At 42.4% G+C, this 23,952-nt stretch carries 12 protein-coding genes and 2 tRNA genes; 2 read left to right on the top strand and 12 right to left on the bottom strand.

Annotated elements, in window-relative coordinates; all coding sequences use genetic code 11:
* Positions 1-77 precede the first annotated feature (77 nt).
* Entirely contained in the window at positions 78-782 is a 705-nt protein-coding gene (locus tag HXT55_RS05705) for a vitamin K epoxide reductase family protein (protein WP_004115666.1), read from the top strand.
* A gap of 77 nt (positions 783-859) precedes the next feature.
* Here the strand turns inward: HXT55_RS05705 and murI are convergent, their stop codons facing one another.
* The 10 genes from murI to HXT55_RS05755 form a co-directional block, all read right to left on the bottom strand.
* Positions 860-1,642, bottom strand: coding sequence for a glutamate racemase (gene murI, locus HXT55_RS05710; RefSeq protein WP_101892071.1), 783 nt, complete (start codon positions 1,640-1,642; stop codon positions 860-862).
* 50 nt (positions 1,643-1,692) lie between these two features.
* The gene (locus HXT55_RS05715; RefSeq protein WP_064623537.1) at positions 1,693-3,318 is read right to left on the bottom strand and encodes an ATP-binding cassette domain-containing protein; all 1,626 of its coding nucleotides are present in this window, start codon (positions 3,316-3,318) and stop codon (positions 1,693-1,695) included.
* A gap of 16 nt (positions 3,319-3,334) precedes the next feature.
* Entirely contained in the window at positions 3,335-5,083 is a 1,749-nt protein-coding gene (locus HXT55_RS05720; protein ID WP_004575030.1) for an ABC transporter substrate-binding protein, read from the bottom strand.
* A 142-nt stretch (positions 5,084-5,225) separates the two neighbouring features.
* Positions 5,226-6,233, bottom strand: a complete 1,008-nt coding sequence (locus tag HXT55_RS05725; RefSeq protein ID WP_004115673.1) for an ABC transporter permease — start codon at positions 6,231-6,233, stop codon at positions 5,226-5,228.
* Entirely contained in the window at positions 6,230-7,117 is an 888-nt protein-coding gene (locus HXT55_RS05730) for an ABC transporter permease (RefSeq protein ID WP_421792712.1), read from the bottom strand. The genes HXT55_RS05725 and HXT55_RS05730 overlap by 4 nt, the downstream gene beginning before the upstream one ends.
* 282 nt (positions 7,118-7,399) lie before the next feature.
* Positions 7,400-10,810 (bottom strand): mupirocin-resistant isoleucine--tRNA ligase, encoded by a 3,411-nt coding sequence (ileS, locus tag HXT55_RS05735; protein ID WP_421792714.1) that lies wholly within the window; start codon positions 10,808-10,810, stop codon positions 7,400-7,402.
* Positions 10,811-11,066: 256 nt separating this feature from the next.
* Positions 11,067-11,139: transfer RNA gene (locus tag HXT55_RS05740), tRNA-Arg, on the bottom strand.
* 49 nt (positions 11,140-11,188) lie between these two features.
* Positions 11,189-11,497, bottom strand: a complete 309-nt coding sequence (locus HXT55_RS05745) for an exodeoxyribonuclease VII small subunit (RefSeq protein WP_004112318.1) — start codon at positions 11,495-11,497, stop codon at positions 11,189-11,191.
* Between the two features lie 109 nt (positions 11,498-11,606).
* Positions 11,607-12,962, bottom strand: coding sequence for an exodeoxyribonuclease VII large subunit (gene xseA / locus HXT55_RS05750; RefSeq protein WP_064623019.1), 1,356 nt, complete (start codon positions 12,960-12,962; stop codon positions 11,607-11,609).
* Positions 12,963-13,114: 152 nt separating this feature from the next.
* Positions 13,115-19,138 (bottom strand): S8 family serine peptidase, encoded by a 6,024-nt coding sequence (locus tag HXT55_RS05755; RefSeq protein ID WP_421792716.1) that lies wholly within the window; start codon positions 19,136-19,138, stop codon positions 13,115-13,117.
* A gap of 439 nt (positions 19,139-19,577) precedes the next feature.
* On the opposite strand from HXT55_RS05755, the gene HXT55_RS05760 reads away from it, so the two are divergent.
* Positions 19,578-19,651 (top strand) — tRNA-Lys (locus tag HXT55_RS05760).
* 774 nt (positions 19,652-20,425) lie between these two features.
* Here HXT55_RS05760 and tuf read toward each other — a convergent pair.
* The gene (gene tuf / locus HXT55_RS05765; protein ID WP_004112314.1) at positions 20,426-21,625 is read right to left on the bottom strand and encodes an elongation factor Tu; all 1,200 of its coding nucleotides are present in this window, start codon (positions 21,623-21,625) and stop codon (positions 20,426-20,428) included.
* Between the two features lie 170 nt (positions 21,626-21,795).
* Positions 21,796-23,925: an elongation factor G gene (gene fusA, locus HXT55_RS05770; RefSeq protein WP_004112311.1), complete on the bottom strand. Its 2,130-nt coding sequence runs from the start codon at positions 23,923-23,925 to the stop codon at positions 21,796-21,798.
* Between the last annotated feature and the right edge of the window lie 27 nt (positions 23,926-23,952).

Here is a 23,952-nt window from a genome sequence, read left to right on the forward strand (position 1 = left end):
TTATCGTAAACTGTGGCATGTAACGTTTATCTTATAAACGATTAATCCCTACATTATTAGCGTTTACAGGAGTACTTATGGATAGCTGTAATTCACAAACAGAACTCACAAATATAAATGAGCTATCTAAAACGGAAAACAATGTAGACGGAAAAACACTTTGCGAAACAAACTCATTAAAAGGCTGGAGACATTCTGCTACTTGGGTTTACGCTATTATGCTAGTTACTTCTGCAATAGCCCTTCTAACATCTCTAATATTATCTTCTGAGACTTTAGCTCTTGCGCGCACACCGCACAAAGCGCTTGGATGCGATATAAACACTCTCGTATCATGCTCTAAAGTAGCTCAAACATGGCAAGCAGAATTCATACGATTTGGCGAACTAAGCTTCCCTAACGCCTTCTTTGGAATAGCAGCCGAAAGCGTATTTGTAACACTTGCTGTAGTCGGAATAGCAAAAGTAAAACTTCCAAAATGGCTAGCGATATTTAGTTGGATAGGCGGATTATGCGCACTCTTGTACGCGTATTGGCTGTTTTCTCAATCAATGTTCGTAATACAAGTTCTTTGCCCATGGTGCTTAGTACTAATGTTTTGCACTACTATACAATTCATGTCACTTAGCCACGCAACAGTTAGCGCGCAAGGAATTGGATTAAAAAATAAAATTCTAAACGCGTATTACAGAATTAACTACGATTTAATCGTAGACTCACTATGGATATTCGTAATCGTGCTATTAATTTTAAGCAAATACGGTCATGCTATATTTAGTTGAATCAAAAGCTTATACAACTAAATTCATCACATATTTCATCACATATTTATAAGCTGCAATTTAAATTAAAGTTATAATCAGCAGTCACTATTAAGCAGAGATTGCGATAGCTTAGCAATACGATCGCTTGAATCGGAGTTAGTGAGCAAAACACTCCCCTCGTCATCTTTATCCGCAAGAAGATTCATTGAATCTAAGACGCTTTTAAGATGATGAATAGTGCCAGCATTACCATCTACAATCTTCACGCAATCAGGCAAAAACTCGCGAAAATAACTTTTATAAAACACAAAATGAGTACAGCCTAAAACAACTGAATCAATATTGTTTAAATCATAAGAATCAAAATACTTATGCAAAGCACTCATAACAATATTTTTATTGCCTAAATCACCATTTTCCACAATTTCTACCAAATCTGGACACGGTCTAGAAAAAATTTGGTGATCTTGCGTAAAACGATTCATAAGTTCCGCAAACTTGCGCTCTTTAAGCGTTAAAGGAGTAGCAGCAACAATCACGCTCTGAGGCTTGCCGCCACCTAAATCGCAAGCAAGCTTAAGAGCAGGTTCCATGCCAATAATCGGCATACTATAGTGCTCACGCAAATCTTTAACAGCAGCAGAAGTGGCAGTATTGCAAGCAATAACAATAGCTTTAACATTAAGACTTGCAAAATGCTCAACAATCTTAAAACTAAGCTCACGCACTTCTTGCGGAGTTTTTATGCCATATGGAGCATTAGCAGAATCCCCAAAGTATATAATGCGCTCATTTGGCATTGCTTCTCGAAGCTCACGAACTACAGAAATACCACCTAACCCAGAGTCAAATACACCTATTGGAGCGCACGAAGACATAAAAACCTCCTAATAAACTCTTACAATGGTACTTTTTAGCACAAACATAATCATTGCAAAACAGCATCAATAAGACTGCGCGTGTATGGATTTTTAGGTAAACGCAATACATCTTTAACGCTTCCCTGCTCAACAATCCTTCCGCCTTTTATAACACTAACTTGGCTAGCAATGCGGCTTACTAAAGCCAAATCATGCGTTATAAACAAGCACGAAAAGTTGTACTGCTTTTGCAAGCTACTTAAAAGATTTAGGATTTTTAGGCAATGATTTGCATCTAACGCCGAAGTTGGCTCATCTGCAATAATCAAAGAAGGACGATTTATTAACGCTCGCGCAATGCCAACTCGCTGTTTTTGACCGCCAGAAAGCTCGTGCGGGAACCTGTTTATTAAGCTTAATGGCAAATGCACTTGATTAAGAACAAGCTCCACGCGCTTTTTGCGCTCTTCTTCGCTAAGACTTTTATTGACAATAAGAGGCTCGGCAATGCTCCAACCTACAGTTTTTAAAGGATTTAGCGCCGAGCCAGAATCTTGGAAAATGAACCCAATATTGCTTAAAATCTTGCGATTTGCGCGTTTTTTGCAATCGGAGTATAAATTAAGACCCTCTATGCTTATGCTGCCAGATTCTGGCTTAAGCTGACCAGAAATAAGCTTTGCAATCGTTGTTTTTCCAGCACCAGATTCGCCAACCAGCGCATGCGTTTTCCCCCTTAAAATATTAAGGTTCAAATCACTTATTGCGTATTTAGAAGGGTTGAAAATTTTAGAATACTTAGCATATTTAGCAGAAACATTTTGAATGTTTACGCAAAAATCGCCAGCCTCCGAACTAGTTGATTCGCTAGCTAAATTACTAATATCAAAATCAACAATAGAGTCTAAAAGAGATCGCGTATAGCTGTTTTTAGGATTAGAAAACACATCTTTAACTAGCCCACTTTCAACAATACTGCCACTGTTCATAACATAAACTGTGTTTGCAACAGCCTTAACAACGCTCATATTATGCGTAATAATCAAAACCGCAATATTATGCTTTTTAGCTAAATCGCGCAAAAGCTGCAAAATCTTACGCTGAGTTGTAACATCCAAAGCTGTTGTAGGCTCGTCTGCAATAAGCAAAGAAGGTTGATTAATAATTGCCATTGCAATCATTGCGCGCTGAAGCTGCCCTCCAGAAAGTTCGTGCGGATAAGACCTATAAACGCGATTTACATCCTTTAGGCCAACCTCGCTAAGGGAATCAAGAACTCGCGATTTTTTAGCGCGAGCGCTCATCTTGCCAAACTTTTCGTGATGATATTTTAATGACTCTTCAATTTGCTTGCCAATGCGCATAACTGGATTAAATGCTGTAGATGGCTCTTGGAATACCATTGAAATAAGCCCCGAACGAATATAAGAATACGGAGCATTATTGCTTAGTAAATCCAAACTGTCATTAGCGCTTGTATTAATAACCGCTTTGCCAGAAACACTAAAATCGTCTGGAAGAAGACCCATTAATGCCAACGAAGTTAAGGACTTTCCCGAACCAGATTCGCCAACCAGCGCACTAATTTTGCCCGCATATAAGTTTAAATATACGTTATGCGTAATCTGATTTTTGCCAATCGCAATAGACAAGTTACTAACGCTGAGCACTGGGTTTTCGCGATTTTCCAACATTTTCTTAAATCCTTTTCTAGTTTCTAAGCGAAACTCGCGCATAGTTTGGATAAGCCGGGAAAGACCCAACAAAGAAGTTTTCCACATTGCTTCCGTGAATATAAGTGTTCTTAGAGTAAATAAGCGGAACGATTGGAGAATCGCGCATAATCTCTTTATCAACCTGCTGCCAAAGCAAATCTGCACGCGACTTATCTATAACGCCAACAGCTTGGCGAATCAAGGAATCCACTTTTGGATTCGAGTAGCGAGATATATTCCAATTGCCGCCGCCTATTTGCGAAGAGTCAAAAAGCGGACCAATATTTGCATACGCAGAAGGAAAATCAGGCTGCCATTTAGACAAAGCTAAATCGTAGTCGCCAGAATCGCCAGTAATCATATCGGTAAAAATCTGCGAATCCACAGTTCGTATAGAAACATCAATTCCAACGCGCTTTAAGCTTGCTTGAATAGAAGATGCCACTTGCGCCTGATCTGGGCGAGCAATAAGACTAAACTTTAGTTTAGATTTACCCGATTCCTTTAATAATTGTTTAGCCTTTTCTACGTCCCCACGCGGATTTGCAGAATAGAGATTATAGACTTTGCGCTCGCTTACGCCTGGAGTAATAAGCGTTGTTGCAAAACCGCCAGCAACCGCACCGCCCTTTGCTCGCTGATACGACTGCTTATCTACAGCGTACTGAATCGCCTTTCGGATCTTAACATCTTTAATACGGCGATTGTTCATGGCCAAATATTCCAACGCTCCGTCACCGCTTGTAACTAAAAGATTGCTCGACTTGTAGCTTGCTTTAGCTTGTGCGCGTTGAGCTGGAGGCACAAAATCTGCAAGAATAGCATTGTCTGCGCCAGAATTGCCTTGAATCATAGATTGGGCAGCAACAGAAGGATCAACACCAAGCTTCCAAATTATCTTGTCTGGGTAATTAGCTCGAATTGAATCCGCGCTGGAATCCCAATTAGTGTTTCTAACCATAACAATTTGCTTGCCAACTTCGTTTTCAACAATTTTGTACGGTCCAGAAGCAACTGGGCTTTTACCATAATCCTGCGCATTCCCAGAATTTAACGGAACGGGAGCAAAGGCCGCCAAAGACGCAACCCAAGGCCAATTAGCAAAAGCAGCATTTAGTTTAAAAATGATTGTTTGATTGTCTGGAGTTTCAATCGAATCCAAAGATTTGCCACTAAACGGACCGGCATAGTCTTTAGCGCCTTCCAAAAGCGCTTTGTGGTAACCGAATCCGCCTGTAAGCGAGTTTGCAAAAGAACGCTCAAGACCATATTTAATATCTTTAGACGTTATTGGGCTTCCATCCTGGTATTTAATGCCTTTTTTAAGAGTGTACTTCCAAGTTTTTCCGCCGTCTAAAGCAGTTCCCGTATCTGTTGCTAAATCGGCAACAACACGCGTTTTGCCACTTGGCGTTACTTTCCACGTTGTTAAAGCGCGGAAAACTAGGCTATTAGAAGTTATTGGCAAACCCTGACTTCTTGCAGGATCAAAATCCATTTTTGATTCAGAGCTTAGAATCGTAAGCGTTCCGCCCTTTTTTGGATTGCTATTAAGCACAGAAGCATTTGGTAGTCTTTTTTGTAGGTTTTGACCACTTTGCACAGCAGTTCCGCAAGCAGAAAATGCATAAACCAGCGAAAACACTAGAATTACAGCAATTGCTCTTAATATATTTAGAGCAAAACCGCGATTAAATTTTTTGATGATTTGATAATAATTTTGTATATTTTGTGTATTTTGCATGATTTTTCCTTAATTTTTTATAAAGTTATAAAGTTATTAAAAATTTTTATTATTGTGATTTAAAGAAGACTTTAGTAGCGACTTTAGTTGCAACCTTAATGGCGATTTTGCTGGCGATTTTAATCGCTCACTAATCACCACTTTAAAGGGCGACTTTAGCCGCTCTAGGATCAAGCAAACAATAACAGACGTCAACAATAAGATTTGCAATTATTACAAGAGCGGCCGAAAACAGCGTAACTCCAACCAAAACTTGCAAATCAAAAGTCTTAACAGCGTCTAAAAGAAGCGAACCCAACCCGTGCATAGAGAACACACGCTCAGTTATAACCGCTCCACCAAGAAGACCGCCAAGATCTAAACCAAACATTGTAAATATTGGTAAAATCGCATTTCGCAAAGCATGATTTACTACAACATGTGAATCGGGCATGCCCTTTGCTATTGCAGTTCGCACATAATCTTTACCAAATTCCCTAATCATTGTAGAACGAGTAATGCGCGCATAAAAAGCGCCATTTATCAACGCTAAAACAATCCAAGCGAGTAGCAGATGCCAAGCCCAGTCAAAAGGATTAGCAAAGAAGCTAACATATCCACCCGTAGGAAAAACGGGAATGTAAACCGCAAAAGCAATAATCGCCAGCAAACCAATTAAGTAGGTAGGAGACGAAATACCAATCGAAGATATTGCTACAATTAAGCGGTCAATCCACGAATCACGCTTAACAGCTTGCAAAACGCCTGCAAATACGCCAATTATCATCCACAAAACAGCAGCGCCAATGGCGATTGATGCTGTAACTGGAAAACGACTAAAAATCAAACCAGTAACAGGTTCATTAAGCGCAAAAGACCATCCTAAGCAAGGAGCCGCGCAAACAATTGCGCTGGCAGATGCAGAATCGCCAAAAGTACGGCCAACAAAAATACCCTGTAAATAGTTAAAAAGCTGACTATACCAAGGCAAATCAGTTCCCATAAACGCAGAAACTTGTGCTAAACGCTCAGGCGTGCAAGGTTTGCCGCACATAAGCTGAGCAGGATTTGTTGGAGTCATAAAGAAAATCAAAAACATTGCCATTGCAATAACAGCAATAACAGCCAAAGCGCTTGCAACGCGCCTAATAATGTAAAGAAAAACGCTCATGCTGCTATCTCCATTTTTGAAGAAAGCCAATCGCCCAGCATATTAAACCCGAGCGCAAGCAGGGACAAAGATAAACCTGGGAATATTAAATACCACGGGTCTACCAATGCCCACTGCACTGCGTCGGATATTGAGCGTCCCCACGAAGGCGAAGGCGGATTCATGCCAACGCAAAGAAATGAAAGTGCCGCTTCAAGTGCAATACGGCCTGGTATAGAAAGTGTTGTATTAACAATGATTATTGGAAGCATGTTTGGCAAAATCTGATTGCGCAAAACATGAAAAGCACTAGCGCCCATAACTCTAGAAGCCACAGCAAAATGGCGATTTTTAAGGCTAAGTGTTTCGCCGCGAACCAATCGCGCCATACTAGGCCAACCAAAAAAGCCGATTATAAGAGTTAAAAGAAGCGGACGCGGGAAAGTTTGAGGCACAATCGCAGAAAGCGCAATCGCAAAGATTAGGAACGGAAACCCAAAGAACACGTCCATAATGCGAGAAATTGCAAAATCAACAAAACCACCAAAATAACCAGCAATAACGCCAATTACAACGCCTAAAACAACGGAGATTGCAGTAGAAGCTAAGCCAATTCCAAGAGAGATTCTTGCGCCGTGAGAGATGATTGCAAATAAGTCAATTCCGCGCAATGGCGTTACGCCAAACCAATGTTTTGAGCTTATTCCGCCTATGCCTGTAGGCAACGAAGAATCCGACAAAACATCGGGATTTTCGCTATATGGATCATTACCTGTAATAAGAGTAAAAAGGTCGGCAAAAATCGCCAATAAAACAAACAGTGATATTATTGCAATTCCAACAATTGCGGTAACACTTGATAAGTCGCGCTTACTACGCGAATAAAATACACCGCCCCTTTTCATCGCCACTCATTTCGTTACCTGCACTTTCGTATTGCAATTTTTCTATAAAACTAACAAATACAAACATGAATAAATTTGTATTATTGTCATAATGAATTTATATGAAGGTATGGAAGTGTAGAAAATCAGAGTGTCGCATTGCTTCACTTTTCGCTTAGAGCGTATCGCGACCCCGATTTCGCCTACACTTATGCGAAATACGAAGACAAACAAAACGTGCCGACGTATGAATCATACAACGGCACGTTTTTTGTTTAGTTAATTAGCTGTTAGTTGTGTTTTTTACGCGCGCTTAAGACTTACGCTAAGCTCAGTTGCGCTAGAATCAGCCTCAGTAACTTCTAAGCTTGTAGCAAGAGTTTCGTTAGCAATCAAATCACGGAACTGCTCAACTTTAGCAACGTCCACGCTAGGCACATTCAAAGTCAAAGCGATTCGGTCTGTAACATCCAAACCGTTCTCCTTACGAGCATCCTGAACAGCGCGAATAGCGTCGCGAGCGTAACCTTCAGCAAGCAAATCGCTAGTCAAAGCAGTGTCGAGCATAACGAAACCGCCAGTTGGCATTGCAGAAGAAGCCGTATTCGCAGCCGCTTGAGCATCCGAAGACTCAACGCGATTAACAAGCTCATACTCGCCTTGTTCAAGCGCAACTTCGCCGTTTGGAGTCATAACAACAGGAGCGCCAGACTCGTCAACACGCCAATCGCCACTCTTAGAAGCCTTAATAGCAAACTGCACTTGCTTACCCAAACGAGGGCCAGCCGCGCGAGCGTTAACCTTAAGCTCGTGAACAATCTTCAAACCGTGTTCGCTTGCATCTTGCAAAGTGCAGAATGTGACATTCTTCACGTTAAGCTCGCGCTCAAGCACCTGCTCGTAAGGCTCTACAGCAGCAGTATTTTCTGCAACAACAGTCAAGTTTGCCAACGGCTGGCGCACACGCAACTGTTCCGCCTTGCGCAAAGAAAGCGTAGAAGACACAACCTCGCGAACCTTATCCATAGCAGCAACCAAAGCATCGTCGTGCGCAAGAACAGTACCAAGCTCAGTGACTTCGCCAGCCTTAGGGTTCTTCTCGCCATCTGAAAGCATTTGCGGCTCAACCAAATAAGGCCAATCAGCCAAATGCACGGATTCGCCGCCAGTAAGACCACGCCACACAGCCTCTGCTTCCATAGGAGCAAGAGGAGCAATCGTGCGCATAAACACTTCCAACACAGTGTAAAGCGTGTTGAAAGCAGTCTCGTCTTCATTCCAGAATCGGTCGCGGCTGCCGCGAATATACCAATTCGTAAGCACGTCAATAAAATCGCTTACTGCCGCGCAAGCATCGCTAATTGCAAACTCGTTCAAGCATTTTTCTACGCGCTCAACAAGCAAACGCGTGCGAGCAAGCAAATAACGATCCATGTTGCAAAGTCCTGCAACCTCGTCCGCGCGAAGCCTGCGAGCATCGTAACCCTTACCACCGTTTGCAGCGTTCGCATACAAAGTGAAGAAGTAATATGAGCTCCAAACTGGAAGCATAACTTGACGAACCGTATCCCTAATGCCGTCTGCAGTCACAATCAAATTGCCACCGCGCAAAATTGGCGAAGACATAAGGAACCAACGCATAGCATCTGAACCATACTCGTTGAAAACACCGTTCACATCCGGATAATTGCGCAAATGCTTACTCATCTTCTGACCGTCGGAGCCAAGCACAATGCCGTGGCAAATCACATTCTTAAAAGCTGGACGGTCGAACAGAGCCGTAGCCATAATGTGAAGCGTGTAGAACCATCCACGAGTCTGACCAATATATTCAACGATGTAATCGCATGGGAAGTGCTCTTCGAAGAAGTCTTTATTTTCAAAAGGATAATGGAATTGCGCGAAAGGCATAGAACCAGACTCAAACCAGCAGTCGAGAACATCCGTAATACGGCGCATTTGCGACTTTCCAGTAGGATCGTCTGGATTTGGACGAGTAAGGCGATCAATATATGGGCGGTGCATATTCACATTGCCGTCGTCGTCGCGAGGATAGTCGCCAAAATCAGCCTTAAGCTCATCCAACGAACCGTAAACGTCTACGCGAGGATACTTTGGATCGTCACTCACCCACACTGGAATTGGCGAGCCCCAGAATCGGTTACGGCTAATAGACCAATCACGAGCGTTAGAAAGCCACTTACCAAACTGGCCGTCCTTAACGTTTCCAGGAATCCAATTAATCTCCTGATTAAGCTCAAGCAAGCGCTTCTTAATCTTCGTAACAGACACAAACCAGCTAGAAACAGGCTTATAAATAAGCGGAGTTGCACAACGCCAGCAGTGAGGATAGCTGTGCACGTAGCTTTTTTCTTGGAATAGCAACGCGCGCTGATCTTCCGGCATTTGAGCAAGCGGACCGTCTCCTGCACGCAAGTTGCGCAAAATTGGCAAGTTCGCGTCAAAAACGTACAAGCCTTCGTAATCTGGGCAATCGCTTGTAAACTTGCAGCCTGCGTCAAGCACGTCAACGCTGCGAATCTCGTGCGCGTTAAGCGTGTTCATATCGTCTTCGCCGTAAGGAGCCTGGTGAACGAGGCCAGTACCTTCAGCGGTGTCAACATAATCTGCTGTGAAAATCGTAAAAGCGTTAGGACCAGGAGTGCCACCCTCAGCGAGCGCAGAATCGCTTGCAAAGTAAGGGAACACTGGATAGTAGCGCCAGCCAGCCATCTCAGCGCCCTTAAGCTCGCGCACAACCTCATAGTTTTCGCCAAGTTCCTTAGTGTAGGAACCAAGCAAAGGCTTACCAATGTAGAACTTTTTGCCAGCAAACTTGCCTTCAGTTGGGCGAACTTCCACGTAATCAATATCTGCACCAACTACGATTGCGAAGTTTGTTGGAACTGTCCAAGGAGTAGTGGTCCAGAATACTGCGTAAGCATCGTCTTCGTCGCGAAGCTTAACAGCCACGGAAACGGTAGTGTCCTGACGATTCTGGTACACATCCGCATCCATGCGAAGCTCGTGGGCACTAAGTGGAGTTTGGTCCTTCGGGCAGTACGGAAGCACGCGGTAACCCTTGTAAGCCAAGCCCTTATCGTAAAGCTGCTTAAATGCCCACATTACGGATTCCATATATGGAATGTTCAGTGTCTTGTAGCCGCGCTCGAAATCAACCCAGCGAGCCTGACGATGTACGTAGTTTTGCCACTCGTTCGTGTACTTCAAAACGCTGGCACGGCAAGCATCGTTGAACTTCGCGATGCCCATTTTTTCGATTTGCTCAACCGACTCGATGCCGAGTTCCTTCTGCGCTTCCAACTCTGCTGGAAGTCCGTGAGTGTCCCAACCAAAAACGCGGTTTACTTTGCGGCCGCGCATAGTCTGATAGCGCGGAACCACGTCTTTTGCATAGCCTGTGAGAAGGTGGCCGTAGTGAGGAAGACCGTTTGCGAATGGAGGGCCATCGAAGAACACAAACTCGTTTTGGCTACCTTTGCCAGACGGGCGGTATTCGATTGACTTGCGGAAAGTGTTGTTTGCATCCCAGTATTGGAGAACTGATTCTTCAAGCTTTGGGAAGGAAGGATTTGGTGCAACTTGCGCGCCGGCGTTTTCTTGCGTTGATGCAGTTACATTTGCTTTCGGATATACGTGATTTGCAGACGTATTTGCGCACGCGCTAGTTGCTGGATTAGTGGATTCGCTCACTGTGCTCTCCTCGCTCAACAGGGTGAATATTTCCCTGCGAGGACGACAGTTATTGCCGCGGTACCACCTCGCTTGCTGCAAGATGCTTACGCAACTCTTGCAGCCTCTCGTGTTTGGCTATACGGGCCAACCCCGTCGGTTCTAATAAGCGAGGATCTTACGAATCCTCGCCGTTCTTCCGAAAACTCCCCGCCGATAACGGATCATCGCTTAAGTTAGAAACAATCTAACACTATCCCCTAACATTAGCAAAAAGTGCCCCGGATCAGAATCGAACTGACGACACCCACTTTAGGAGAGTGGTGCTCTATCCACTGAGCTACCGAGGCAACAAATGGCAATTATACACTATAGCGTGGTTTACACGCTATAACCTGCTCAAGATTCAAGATTAGACTGCGTTCCAGCAGTTGCAGCCGTAGCAGACTGCTCCGCTTGAGCCGCGTCCAACTTAGCGCGAACCGATGCAAGCAAGCCCTGCGCACGCTTTGCTAGCGCTTCTCCAAGCTCCCATTGATGCATAGACTGATCCAAAGTCAAACCGCCAGCCTCAAGTGCTTTAACAGCTTGCACAAGCTTTTCGCGCGCCTCTTCGTAAGGCATTGCGTTAATCGCAGCCCGCTCTTCACTGCTAAGCGTGCTAATAGCGTCAACTTTTGCACCTGCGTCTTTTGTTTCGTCGCTCATAATTATCCTTTTCTAATTTTTTATTTAAGATTTTTTTATTTAAAATTTTTGCGTTTTTATTTTTAAGACTTTTAGATTTTACGACTTTACAGCTTTAGATTTTACAACTTTACGACTTTTCTACAGAAGTAACGCTAGCTGTAATCAATCCACTTTTAAGAGTAACAGTTATATCATCGCCAGTTTTTACACGACTAGAATCATCGAGTACTTTCCCACCGCTAATTTGCACAACTGCGTAACCTCGATTAAGCGTTGATTGCGGACTAAGAGCCGTAATACTGGCATGCGCTTTTTCAACAGTCAAACTAGCGTCGTCAAGCAGCCGCACCAAACCATGCCTCATGCGTTCAACGGCCTGCTGCACAAACAACTCATGCGGCTCCAGCATAGTGCTAGGTCTAGTAAGGCTAGGACGATTCGCGTAGCCTTCAATAAGCTGAATCTCGTTGCTAACTCGCGCAGAAATCCTCATACGCGCATGTTGCAAAGCGTTATCAATCAACTGCCATTGCTCGTTAACATCTGGAACAACGCGTTTTGCTGCGTCTGTAGGCGTAGAAGCTCGCATATCTGCAGCCAAATCAATAAGCGTCCAATCGTCTTCGTGACCAATCGCAGAAACAATCGGAGTTACGCAAGCAGCTGTAGCGCGAACCACGCCTTCGTCCGAAAAACCAATCAAATCTTCAAAACTACCGCCACCGCGCGCAACAATAATCACATCAACCTCTGGATCGGCATCTAGCTGCTTAATTGCCGCAATAACGTCCGCTGGGCATTGCACACCCTGAACATGCGCGTGAACCACCTTAAAACGCGTTACAGGCCAGCGCAAATTCACGTTAGTAATAACATCCCCCTCGGCGCGAGCTTGAGGCGCACACACTAGACCAATGCACTTTGGGAACTCAGGCAGAGGCACTTTATTCTCCACGTCAAACAAGCCTTCGCCTTTAAGCTTTTTGCGCAACTCATCTATTTGCGCTTTTAAGTCGCCAGCGCCAACACGTCTAATTTCGTCTGCAACAAAGCTCAATCGCGTTGCTTTTACCCAAATATCTGCCTTGCCGTGAACAACTACTCTATCGCCCTGCCGCAAATCTTTCGATTGCTGAACAAACTTGCTAAAGCCCATTATGGAGATTGAAATGTCTTCGTTACTGTCTCTGAGCGTTATGTAGCCAGACGTAGACCTTCTCATGTTGATTTCAACAATCTGACCTTCTACCCAAGCTGCAGGCCACTTTTCTACAGCACCATGGAACTTTTGGCTTATAACGCTTACTGGCCAAGGATTTTCGGCAGTCGTGTCGGCTGCCTTCAGAGGAAGCTGGCGCTGCTGCGACTGCGACTGAACGAACGTTTGGCGCGGCTGCGACATAATCGTCTGCTGCGAATCTTGCGGCATATCTTGCGAAGCATCATCCTGGAATAATTGCGGCATCATATTTGACGAGGTCATGTTTACAGCTTGACTGCAAAGAGGGACAAACACGCGATAACTCTCGACAGTAGTGCCCACAATAAAATACTCCCCATGCGATTAAGCATGAGGAGTACTTAATTATTTAGAATCATAGAATCTAAAATTCAACTTCAGAATCTAAAATTCAATTATTTAATACTTCGATTCCGCAATCTGCTAGCAATTAACGCAAAAGCACTAATTAGCATCAACAAAGTAACTGTAACCAGAGTGGAAACTGTTCCAACACCAGTTGCACTTAACTTTGAAAGCATGCTACTTGCATTAGTTTCCTTTGAAGATGCAGAATTGCTTGCACCAGAATTGGCAGCACCATTAGCTTTAGATCCGCTTCCGTTCTTACTTCCGCTACCGTTGGCATCAGCATTGCTTGCATTTGCAGATCCACTAGCATTTGCGTAACCAGAGCTCAAATAATCATTGGCAGCATTGCTAGAAGATTCATAATTCTCGTAATATGAATCAAATCCAAATCCTGAAGAACTTCCCAAAACACTTCCGAAATTATTTTCAGAATATTTCAGATTATATTCTGCAATTGTTTCTTCAGATGAAGTTGCATTAGCTGGAATAACCCACACAGTAGTCCATGCAATCTGCGAACCATTTTCATCAAGAAGAACAATCGTATACTCACCTGAATATCCTTCTGGGATCTTAGCGTCGAAGCGAGGCAACCCATCATCACCTAACGTTACCGTTACATACTTAGATCCATCTTTACCATGCAATAGCACAGGCGAAGAATAAATGTAAGCATAAGCATAAGCTAACTTATTCTTCTTAAGTTGGTTAATGAATGCACTTGTATCACTAGAAACTTTAGCATTAGGAGACTCAGAACCAGATTCAGCAGAATCATTCATTCCAGCAATCAACATAACAACAGGATTGCTCTTACCAGCACGAGCAACGTTATTCAAGCGATTACCAACTACAAGATCACCTTTAAGTGATTGTTTTAGATCTGCTATTGATTCAGGAGCCTTAGGCGCTGAAGTCGACTCAGCAGGTGGATTTACAGAAGTATTAGAAGAGCCAGAATGTTCAGATGGACCTTGAGGCGTATCTTTCTTTTCTTTCTTTCTGTCAATCACAATTACCTTAGAAACCGTATCACTATCAGCGTTCGTATTAGTCGTAATATTACCCGCGTAATCAACAGCTTCTACTCTAATAGTATGACTACCGTTATTTAAATCAGCAGTTGGAATATCAAGACTGAATTCAGTCTCACCCGGCTTGCTAGCAACAACAGCAGCATTATCTTTACTATTATCAGAATCTACAAGAATATCTTCTATATTCTTCTTAACTAGATTATTTTTAGCAGAAGCGACAACTTTTCCATCAACATATACTTTTGCAAGTTGAAGATTATTATCCTTGACCTTCACCTTGATGGATCTATTATCACTAATAGTTTCATTGCTTTCCACACCAATATTAACTTCAGGATCCTTCTTATCAACAACTACAGGTATGAAGGTTTCCAAAGATGAAGCAGTTGTATTATTCACTTCTACATGAATAATATCCTTATCTTTTACAGCAAAATTCTTGTTAAACAATGACTTGTTTACCTTTTCACCACCACCATCTGTTGAGAAGAATTCACTAACTATACTTCCGTTTATAAACAGAGAATACCCAAAGCAATCCTGGCTCATAGAACCCTTGAAGTCCACAGAATCTTTATTGGTGAACAATGTATTACCGTAAACAATAGGTTCGTTAAACACAGCCTTAGCTGGATTTACGTCAAAGTAGAATCTTGCCTTAGTATCAAGGAAGCTTCTCTCTAATTCCTCTGTTGACCCTTCTTTCTTAACTTTTTCTTTAAGTTGCATACGGAAATCATTTATTCCAACATGCATAGGAAGCGTCACAGAAAAATGACCATCTTTAATTAAAGCAACAATAGGATCTTTCAATTTCATATGACCGTCAACTATTTCAACAGAAGGCGTGAACACTATGTTTGAGATCTTAGGTCCAACTTTACCTGTTACTGTAAAGGAATTACCACTTATATTAGGATTTGGCTTACCGTCTTTCAATTTTGGTTGAATTATATAAGTGTTAATTCCTTCAAACTTATTTGCGGATTCCTTATCTATTTCAAAGTCATAATCCTTGCTGAATATCCTATGAACTTCACTATCAAACTTATCTACTGGCTTCGTACGACCTTCTAAAGCAAACACTTTAGAAGAATCATTCGCACCATCAGATGCAGTTAAAGTAACTGTATAAGCAGTAGCATCAGGTTTAATAGTAACTTCGAATGAACCGTCATCATTAAGCTTTACATCATCAGGATCTACAAATTCTCCAGAAGAAGAACCGCTACCAACGGAAACACCACCATCAGGAGTTTGCGCTGTCTTAACATAATCCAAATGCATCGAAAGCTTGTCACTTTTATCATCAGTAACTTTGCCCTTAATAGTAACCTCACCGTTTTTAAGAACATCGAGATTATTATTTTTGTTCAAATTGGTTACTGTTATATTTGGAGCATGAGCATTGAAAGTTACATCAACTTCATCATTACCAATTGGCTTACGTTCATTGTTTAAACCTGTAACAACAATATGATTAACACCGTTCTCAAGAGGAACATAGGCGGCAAAAGCTGACTTATCTTTGAAGAATTTCTTATGCTCATCATCAACAGTTACAGTCTTATTCCCATTATCTTTATAGGTAACCGAAACTTTAATATCTTTCACATCATCGGAAGCATAACCGCCGATAGGAAGATAAAGATTATTGTCACCATCGAATTTAGACATGAATCTAATGGCCATAGTCTTACTTGCAAGCTTAGAGGCTCCATTTATAACAACATCTTTAGAATCCTTAGAATCCTTAAAAATCTTATAAACATAACCACTTTTATTTTCAGCAGAATCCTTAGTTGAGACATAAAGGAATTTAGCATCAGACCCAATATGAACTTTATAAGTATGCTTTGTCGCAGGATTAGAAGGATCAAAGTTTAACTTACAAGCACCCTTGTCATCTTTTTCCTGGCATGTTTTATCTACATTTCTAACTGCAGACCATTTGCCATTTATATGAATATCAGGCACATAAGTTTCGCTCAAATCGTCAGTGACAGTAATAATCACATCACCATTAGAGTCACGGTCAGAAACCTTAATCTTAGGAGCTTTGGTATCAAGACCAACCTTCATAGTGTAGGTTTGTGAACGATCAGAATTCTTAGACAATTTTGCTGTAACCTTGTACGTATATATTCCATCAGGAGCAATTACCTCTTTACCGGTTTTAGGATCGTATTCACTACCATCCCATTCACCAGTAGAACTCTCATTACCATGAGCATTTCCTTTAAGGCTCCTGTAATCACTACGGCTAAGATAATTGTCATAACCTAAATCTTTAACAAGGTTGCCCTTACTGTCATATATAGAATATCTGACTTCTTCAGCACTACGGAACATCATTACAGATGGAATGATAGTGTCTAAAAGCTTATCTTTGTTAGGAGAGAATGAACCTAATTTAGTAGCTTCACCCTCACGATTCACCTTTACTTTATTAGTATTACTTACCGCAGAAACAAGAGTTGTACTTGCTTTAATATCTGAAGAATACTCCTTACTAGGATCAACAAGAATTGGCTCTTTATTCCAATCTCCAACGAAACCTAGATATGGAACTGAGATGTTTGGTTGATTAGAATCTTTTGATTCAAATCGAATATAACCCTCAATATAGTGATTCCTACTAGTGTTTGGCTTAAGCTTAAATTCAACTGTTGCAACACTATTAGCTTTTACTAAAATACTGCCATTGCAATTTTGAGGAGTCAAATCCTCATTCTTACTTATATTTGTAACAGTATTTTTATTAGCTTCGTTTGATTCATTTAATACTTGTTGAGTTGGAACGTTGAAAGTTAAATCTTTGCTTCCGTAATTGTGCAAATCTACTTTAATAGTTCTTTCACCATTAACTTCACGAAGAGGAACATAAGATTCACCGTTAACAGTAGCAATAACATTTGTATCCATAGCTTTGTCAACTTGTGCCAACCCAGCACCGATTTGACGAGGAACATATGGAACGCCCGTATCTTTACCATCATCAGTAAGAATCTTCGCAGTATTCATCAACGCTTGAGTTGCTCTCTTTGCGCGTTCTACTCTACTAATAGAAGGAAAACGATTCTTATAATATTGCACCATAAGTGCAGAAAGACCTGAAACATTTGGAGCAGCCATAGAGGTACCCGACATGTTTACATAATTGCCTTTACCGTTCTGAGTAGAAAATACATTACCACCGATACCAGCGATATTAGGCTTAAAGTCGAGCTCTGGCGTTGAACCCCACGAAGAGAATCCTGAAGGATGCATGCTATCAGGATTTGGAGCGCTTACATAATCATTGCTGAAAGAAATCTTAACTTTCTTATTTTGCTTAAGATCATCGAGCATTTTTAAAGCGTCAGTACGCCTAATCGACACTCCAAATTTTTTGCCAAATCCTTCAATACCAGCCATACCAAGGAATTGTTCTGTACCTTTATCATTATTGTAAACAAGTATACCTGCGGCACCAGCTTCAAAAGCATGCTTGAATTTTGTAGCAAAATTGATTTTACCGCGCTCAACTAATACATATTTACCGTGAACATTTACGCTATCGTACTCATCTATATCAGGATCATCTGAATCATCATCGTATGATCTTCCATATCCTACAGAAACGACTTCACGCTCTTGACCATCAGGTTTGCCTGTAGCCAACCTATAAAGTATATCTGTACCTTTACTGGAACCATCTACTTTATAAGTTGCTTTTTTCTCTGTCATAACTGAATTTTCAACAGAAGCAACACTGAAAGCTTCAGGGAATGCAGAAGGCGTGCCAAGAGTCGCATCATCTAACTTTCCAAAAACATCATCTATTTCACCATTAGACGAAAAATTCAAACCTGAATTACCGGCAGAAATAACTGGAAGCACACCAACAGCTCTAGCTTTCTTTAATGCCAAACCTGTAATATTTGAGGCTCCACTAAAGCCGTTGATAGAACCAAGCGACATGTTTATAATATCCGCACCAAGCTCAACGGATTTTTCAACAGCAGCAGCAATATCAGCATCATCAGCACCGCCAGATCTGCTAGCTTCATTCGAGAACACTTTCATAGCAAGTAGCTGTGCGTTTGGAGCAACACCATCTACACGCCAATTCTTGTCTGCTGGTTTACCTGTCTCATCTCCATTAGCAGCCACAATACCAGCTACATGCATGCCATGCTGTTCTTCACTAATATCATCTCTAACATTATCGTTTTGATCTGCAAAATTATAGCCGTCAGGAATTTTATCTGTAAAACCAGGCTTAGGTTTCATTTTTATATGAGCTTTTGCAGATTCATCGAGCTTCATATCTGGCTGATTCATATCAATACCGGTATCAATAATTGAAACTAGCATACCAGTGCCATCAAGCTTATACTTTTTAAAAGCCTCACCTACACCTTGTAAAACACGTGCATTGTTTTCCATTGTCCGGAATTTACGTGCTTTGTGAGCAGATTCAATTTCAGGCTCTTTTCTAAGTTCTAATACCATATTCTGAGGCATGGTTACCTCAAATGCATTCACCAAGTATCCAAGCTGACGGCGAACCTTCATCTTATATTTTTTGCACCATTGAGGGAGAAGTTTATTTTGTTGATTCTTACGTTCTGAAGCAATACTTTTTCCAATGCCACCTTTACCTTTAAGAGTAACTACAACATTTACTTCTTCTTTAGAATTAAAGTCAAATTCGTTTTTATACGCTTTTTTATAATCTTCTATAGCTTTTTCAAGCAATGAACCTTTATAAGATTCTTCCGTACCTTCATTCTTTTTATTTTCAGCAAAATCTTTAATAGCTCTTTTAATTTCTGCTTCTGTAGGCACATGACCTGAATCAGCAGCTTTGCTGAGCAATTTATTTGCACCAGAAATTGTGGTTTTATCAGATTTTTTATTAACATTTACGTTTGATACAGTTTCTGCGTATGCTGTAGTTAATCCGGAAAGCGGCACGATAAGGGTTGCTGTAGCAACTCCTAATGCAGCTAAGCGAGTTAAATATGATGCTCTTTTGAACTTCATAAATACGCTCTCCTTCAATGAAATACTTATAAAATATTTTTCACAAGCCTAGCATTGAGGAAAATAAAAAAAAAAAACATAAATATGTAAATTTTTATGCATAAACAGTTAAAAAATACGAATCAACCCACAAAGAACGGCTAAATATAGCCATTTCTAAAGAGAAAATTTTTCAGAATTGCGTTGATTATACAACTATAAATTAACATGTTGTTCACACAAAAGATTCAAAACTCGTTTTTTGTTACTATTTTTTATAAATATTGCTTATATTTATAAACATATGTTACTTTAGATAAACTTCTTATCGAAATTTTTCCGAAATATAAAATGTGAAACCAAAAAGTGTTATAGCACTAATAACAAAACACGACACGCCGTAACTTGCAAATAAATCGATTCTGAGTATAGTTATTACTCGGCTCAAGAAATGACCAACGCCCCTTTAGCTCAGTTGGTTAGAGCAGCTGACTCTTAATCAGCGTGTCCAGGGTTCGAATCCCTGAGGGGGCACAAACAAAACCCAAGCTTTGCGGCTTGGGTTTTTTCGTATTTAGATTTTTCATTATTCACATATGATTTATGGGCTATAGGCCAAAAAGTGTGTAAAGCTAAGCTGATTAATCTTCTGGCGTATAAGCCACAGTACACACACCGTTAATAACTCAGTTAACGAACTGAGAAAATAACGGTAATAGGCACGACACTGTTAATAACTCAGTCAGCCAACTGAGAAAGTAAGGGTCATATGTTACTAGTGCAGTACGTAATCTGCGACAGTAACAGCGTTTGACGATTTATTGTTAAATATTCAGCTAATACATGTTTCGAACACCAAAGAACATAAGAAATAACCCACATTCGATATGCCGCGAGCCGTACTGCTATAAGGGTTATGAACTGATTTTTTACACACTTTTTATCCGGGTGGCGAATGTGCAGAAAACAGATTTGATTACCGCAAAACCCTTGTATTGCAATGCGTGAGACATGATTTATTACACACTTTTTGGCCTATAACACCAATATTCCAACAAAAGACTGACTCTCAGACACACTTTCGCCATTTACACAATAACATTTAAAAAAAAAACAATGTTGTGATAATTTTTGTGATAACTATAAAAAAGTAAAAATTCAAAACACGCTAAACAACGCCAAACAACACACCAAACAACACAAAACGATCTATGTGTAATTCTTCAACAGAAAATACAAAAAGACCCCACGATTTTCCTCATGGGGTCTTTTCTAAGACTTAACTAATATCTTCAGTTAGAAAAAATACTAGGCAAGAATCTTGGTCACACGACCAGAACCAACGGTACGGCCACCTTCACGAACTGCGAAGGTCAAGCCCTCTTCCATTGCGATAGCCTGGATCAACTCAACAGTGAAGGTTGCGTGATCGCCTGGCTGAACCATTTCGATGCCGTCTGGCAAGGTGATAACGCCAGTAACATCGGTGGTACGGAAGTAGAACTGTGGACGGTAGTTGGAGAAGAATGGCGAGTGACGGCCACCTTCGTCCTTGGTCAAGACGTAAACTTCGCCTTCGAACTTGGTGTGTGGAGTCACAGAACCTGGAGCAGCCACAACCTGACCACGCTCAACGTCGGTACGGTTGATACCGCGGAGAAGAAGACCAGTGTTATCGCCAGCCTCTGCCTCATCCATCTGCTTGTGGAAGGTCTCGATAGAGGTGACGGTGGTGGTCTGGGTATCGCGCAAACCAACGATCTCAACTGGGGTGTTGATTGGGAGCTTACCACGCTCAACACGACCGGTGACAACGGTACCACGACCGGAGATGGTGAACACATCTTCGATTGGCATCAAGAATGGCTTGTCAAGATCGTGAGTTGGGGTTGGGATGTACTCGTCAACAGCCTTCATGAGTTCCTTGACGGTCTCTACCCACTTGTCGTGGTCTGGAGCGTCATCATGCAAAGCGCCGTAAGCGGAAGTACGGATGACTGGGCAATCGCGATCGAAGCCGTTTTCTTCGAGGAGGTCACGAACCTCTTCTTCAACGAGATCGATAAGCTCTTCGTCGTCAACCATATCGCACTTGTTCAAAGCAACAAGAATTTTTGGAACGCCGACCTGCTTAGCAAGCAAGACGTGTTCACGGGTCTGAGCCATTGGACCGTCGGTAGCAGCAACCACGAGGATTGCGCCATCCATCTGAGCGGCACCAGTGATCATGTTCTTAACGTAATCAGCGTGGCCTGGGGCGTCCACGTGAGCATAGTGGCGTGCAGCCGTCTGATACTCGATGTGGGCGATGTTAATGGTAATGCCGCGCTCCTTCTCTTCTGGAGCGGCGTCGATCTGATCGAAGTCATACTGAGGGTTCAGATCTGGATACTCGCCATGCAGCACCTTAGAAATAGCCGCGGTCAAGGTAGTCTTACCGTGATCAACGTGACCGATGGTACCAATGTTAACATGCGGCTTAGTACGCTCGTACTTTTCCTTTGCCATGTGTTTGTCCTCCTGGACGTCTCGTAGTTTGCTTCACAACCTTATGTGAAGCCTCTCGCTACATATTTACTGGGTTTCTGGGTTAGGTGCCACTTCGGTGCCAGAACCCAGTCAACGTACGAAATTCTAGCGTTGACTAGGGACACAAAACACCGAAGTAGCGTGCGCTTTTACTCGCCGCGCTGGGCTTTAATAATCTCGTCCGAAACAGCCTTTGGAACTTCCGCGTAAGAGTCCATCTGCATGGTGAACATTGCACGTCCCTGAGTCTTGGAACGAAGATCACCAATGTAGCCGAACATCTCGCTCAGTGGAACCTTAGCGTCAATAACCTTAACGCCAGTAGCGTCGGTCATAGACTGAATGTTTCCACGACGGGAGTTCAAATCGCCCATAACGTCACCCATGTACTCTTCTGGAGTACGAACTTCCACTGCCATAATTGGCTCGAGGATTACTGGGTGAGCCTTAGGAGCAGCTTCCTTGAAGCACATGGAACCTGCAATCTTGAAGGCCATTTCCGAAGAATCAACGTCGTGAGTCTGACCGTCGGTAACGGTTGCTTTAACGCCAACCACTGGGAAGCCTGCCAAAACGCCAGATTCCATAGCTTCCTGCACACCTGCGTCGATGGAAGGAATGAATTCCTTAGTAATGTGGCCGCCAGTGACCTCGTTAACGAACTGATAGACTTCGCCAGATTCTGGATCGATTGGCTCGAAGTTCATCAAAACCTTTGCGAACTGACCAGAACCACCAGTCTGCTTCTTGTGGGTGTATTCCTGGTTCATAACAGCCTTACGAATGGTTTCACGATAAGCAACCTGTGGCTTACCAACATTCGCTTCGACCTTGAACTCGCGGCGCATACGATCCACAATAATGTCGAGCTGAAGCTCGCCCATACCAGAAATCAAAGTCTGACCAGACTCTTCATCGGTCTTAACCTGGAAGGTAGGATCCTCATCAGAAAGCTTAGCCAAAGCCAAGCTCATCTTTTCCTGATCTGCCTTCGTCTTTGGCTCCACAGCAACCTCGATAACAGGATCTGGGAAGGTCATGGATTCCAAAGAAATTGGGTTCTTTTCGTCGCACAAAGTATCACCAGTGCTGACATTCTTCAAACCGACAAAGGTGTAAATGTTTCCAGCTTCTGCAGAATCTACAGGATTTTCCTTATCTGCGTGCATCTGGAAGATCTTACCAACACGTTCCTTCTTGGACTTGGTGGAATCGTACACAGAATCGCCTGGCTTAACTTCACCAGAATACACGCGCACGAACACAAGCTTTCCATAGAATGGATGGGTTGAAATCTTGAACACCAAAGCTGCAAATGGATCGGTGTTTACTGGCTTACGATCAATTTCAACAGATTCGTCGCTTGGATCAAAGCCCTTAATAGATGGAACATCTTCTGGGCTTGGAAGGAAGTCAACAACAGCATCCAGCATTGGCTGAACGCCCTTATCCTTGAATGCAGAACCGCAAGTTACTGGGAAGGCTTCGCGAGCAATAGTAAGCTTGCGAATACCCGCGCGCATTTCTTCTTCAGAAAGCTCTCCAGATTCGAGGTACTTCTCAAGCAACTCTTCGTCAGCTTCTGCAACCTGATCCATAAGCTCGGCACGATATTCTTCTGCACGCTCCTGCAGGTCTGCAGGAATATCAACGGTGTCGTAGTGGGCACCCATATCGTCCTTAACGTCATTCCAGACGTAAGCCTTCATACGAATCAAGTCAACAACACCAAGGAAGTCGTTTTCAGCACCGATTGGAAGCTGAATAACGAGAGGCTTAGCACCAAGCTTTTCCTTAATGGTCTTAACAGAATAGTAGAAATCTGCGCCAAGCTTATCCATCTTGTTGATGAAGCAAATACGTGGAACACTATACTTATCAGCCTGACGCCAAACGGTTTCAGACTGAGGCTCCACGCCTTCCTTACCATCGAACACTGCAACAGCACCGTCGAGAACACGCAAAGAACGCTCAACCTCTGCGGTAAAGTCAACGTGTCCTGGTGTATCGATGATGTTGATCTGGTAGCGATCGTCAGTGTCATGAGTCTGACGCTGCCAGAAGCAAGTGGTTGCAGCAGACTGAATAGTAATACCGCGTTCCTGCTCCTGTGCCATGAAGTCCATGGTGGATGCGCCATCGTGAGTTTCACCGATCTTGTAATTCTTACCAGTGTAGTAAAGAATACGCTCGGTGGTAGTAGTCTTACCAGCATCGATGTGCGCCATGATGCCGATGTTACGAACCATATTCAGGTCGTTAAGCACATCTTGTGCCATATTATTATCCTTAGCTCTTTAAGATAC

It is taken from the genome of Gardnerella sp. KA00718 (genome assembly GCF_049244285.1).
Classification (GTDB): domain Bacteria; phylum Actinomycetota; class Actinomycetes; order Actinomycetales; family Bifidobacteriaceae; genus Bifidobacterium; species Bifidobacterium vaginale.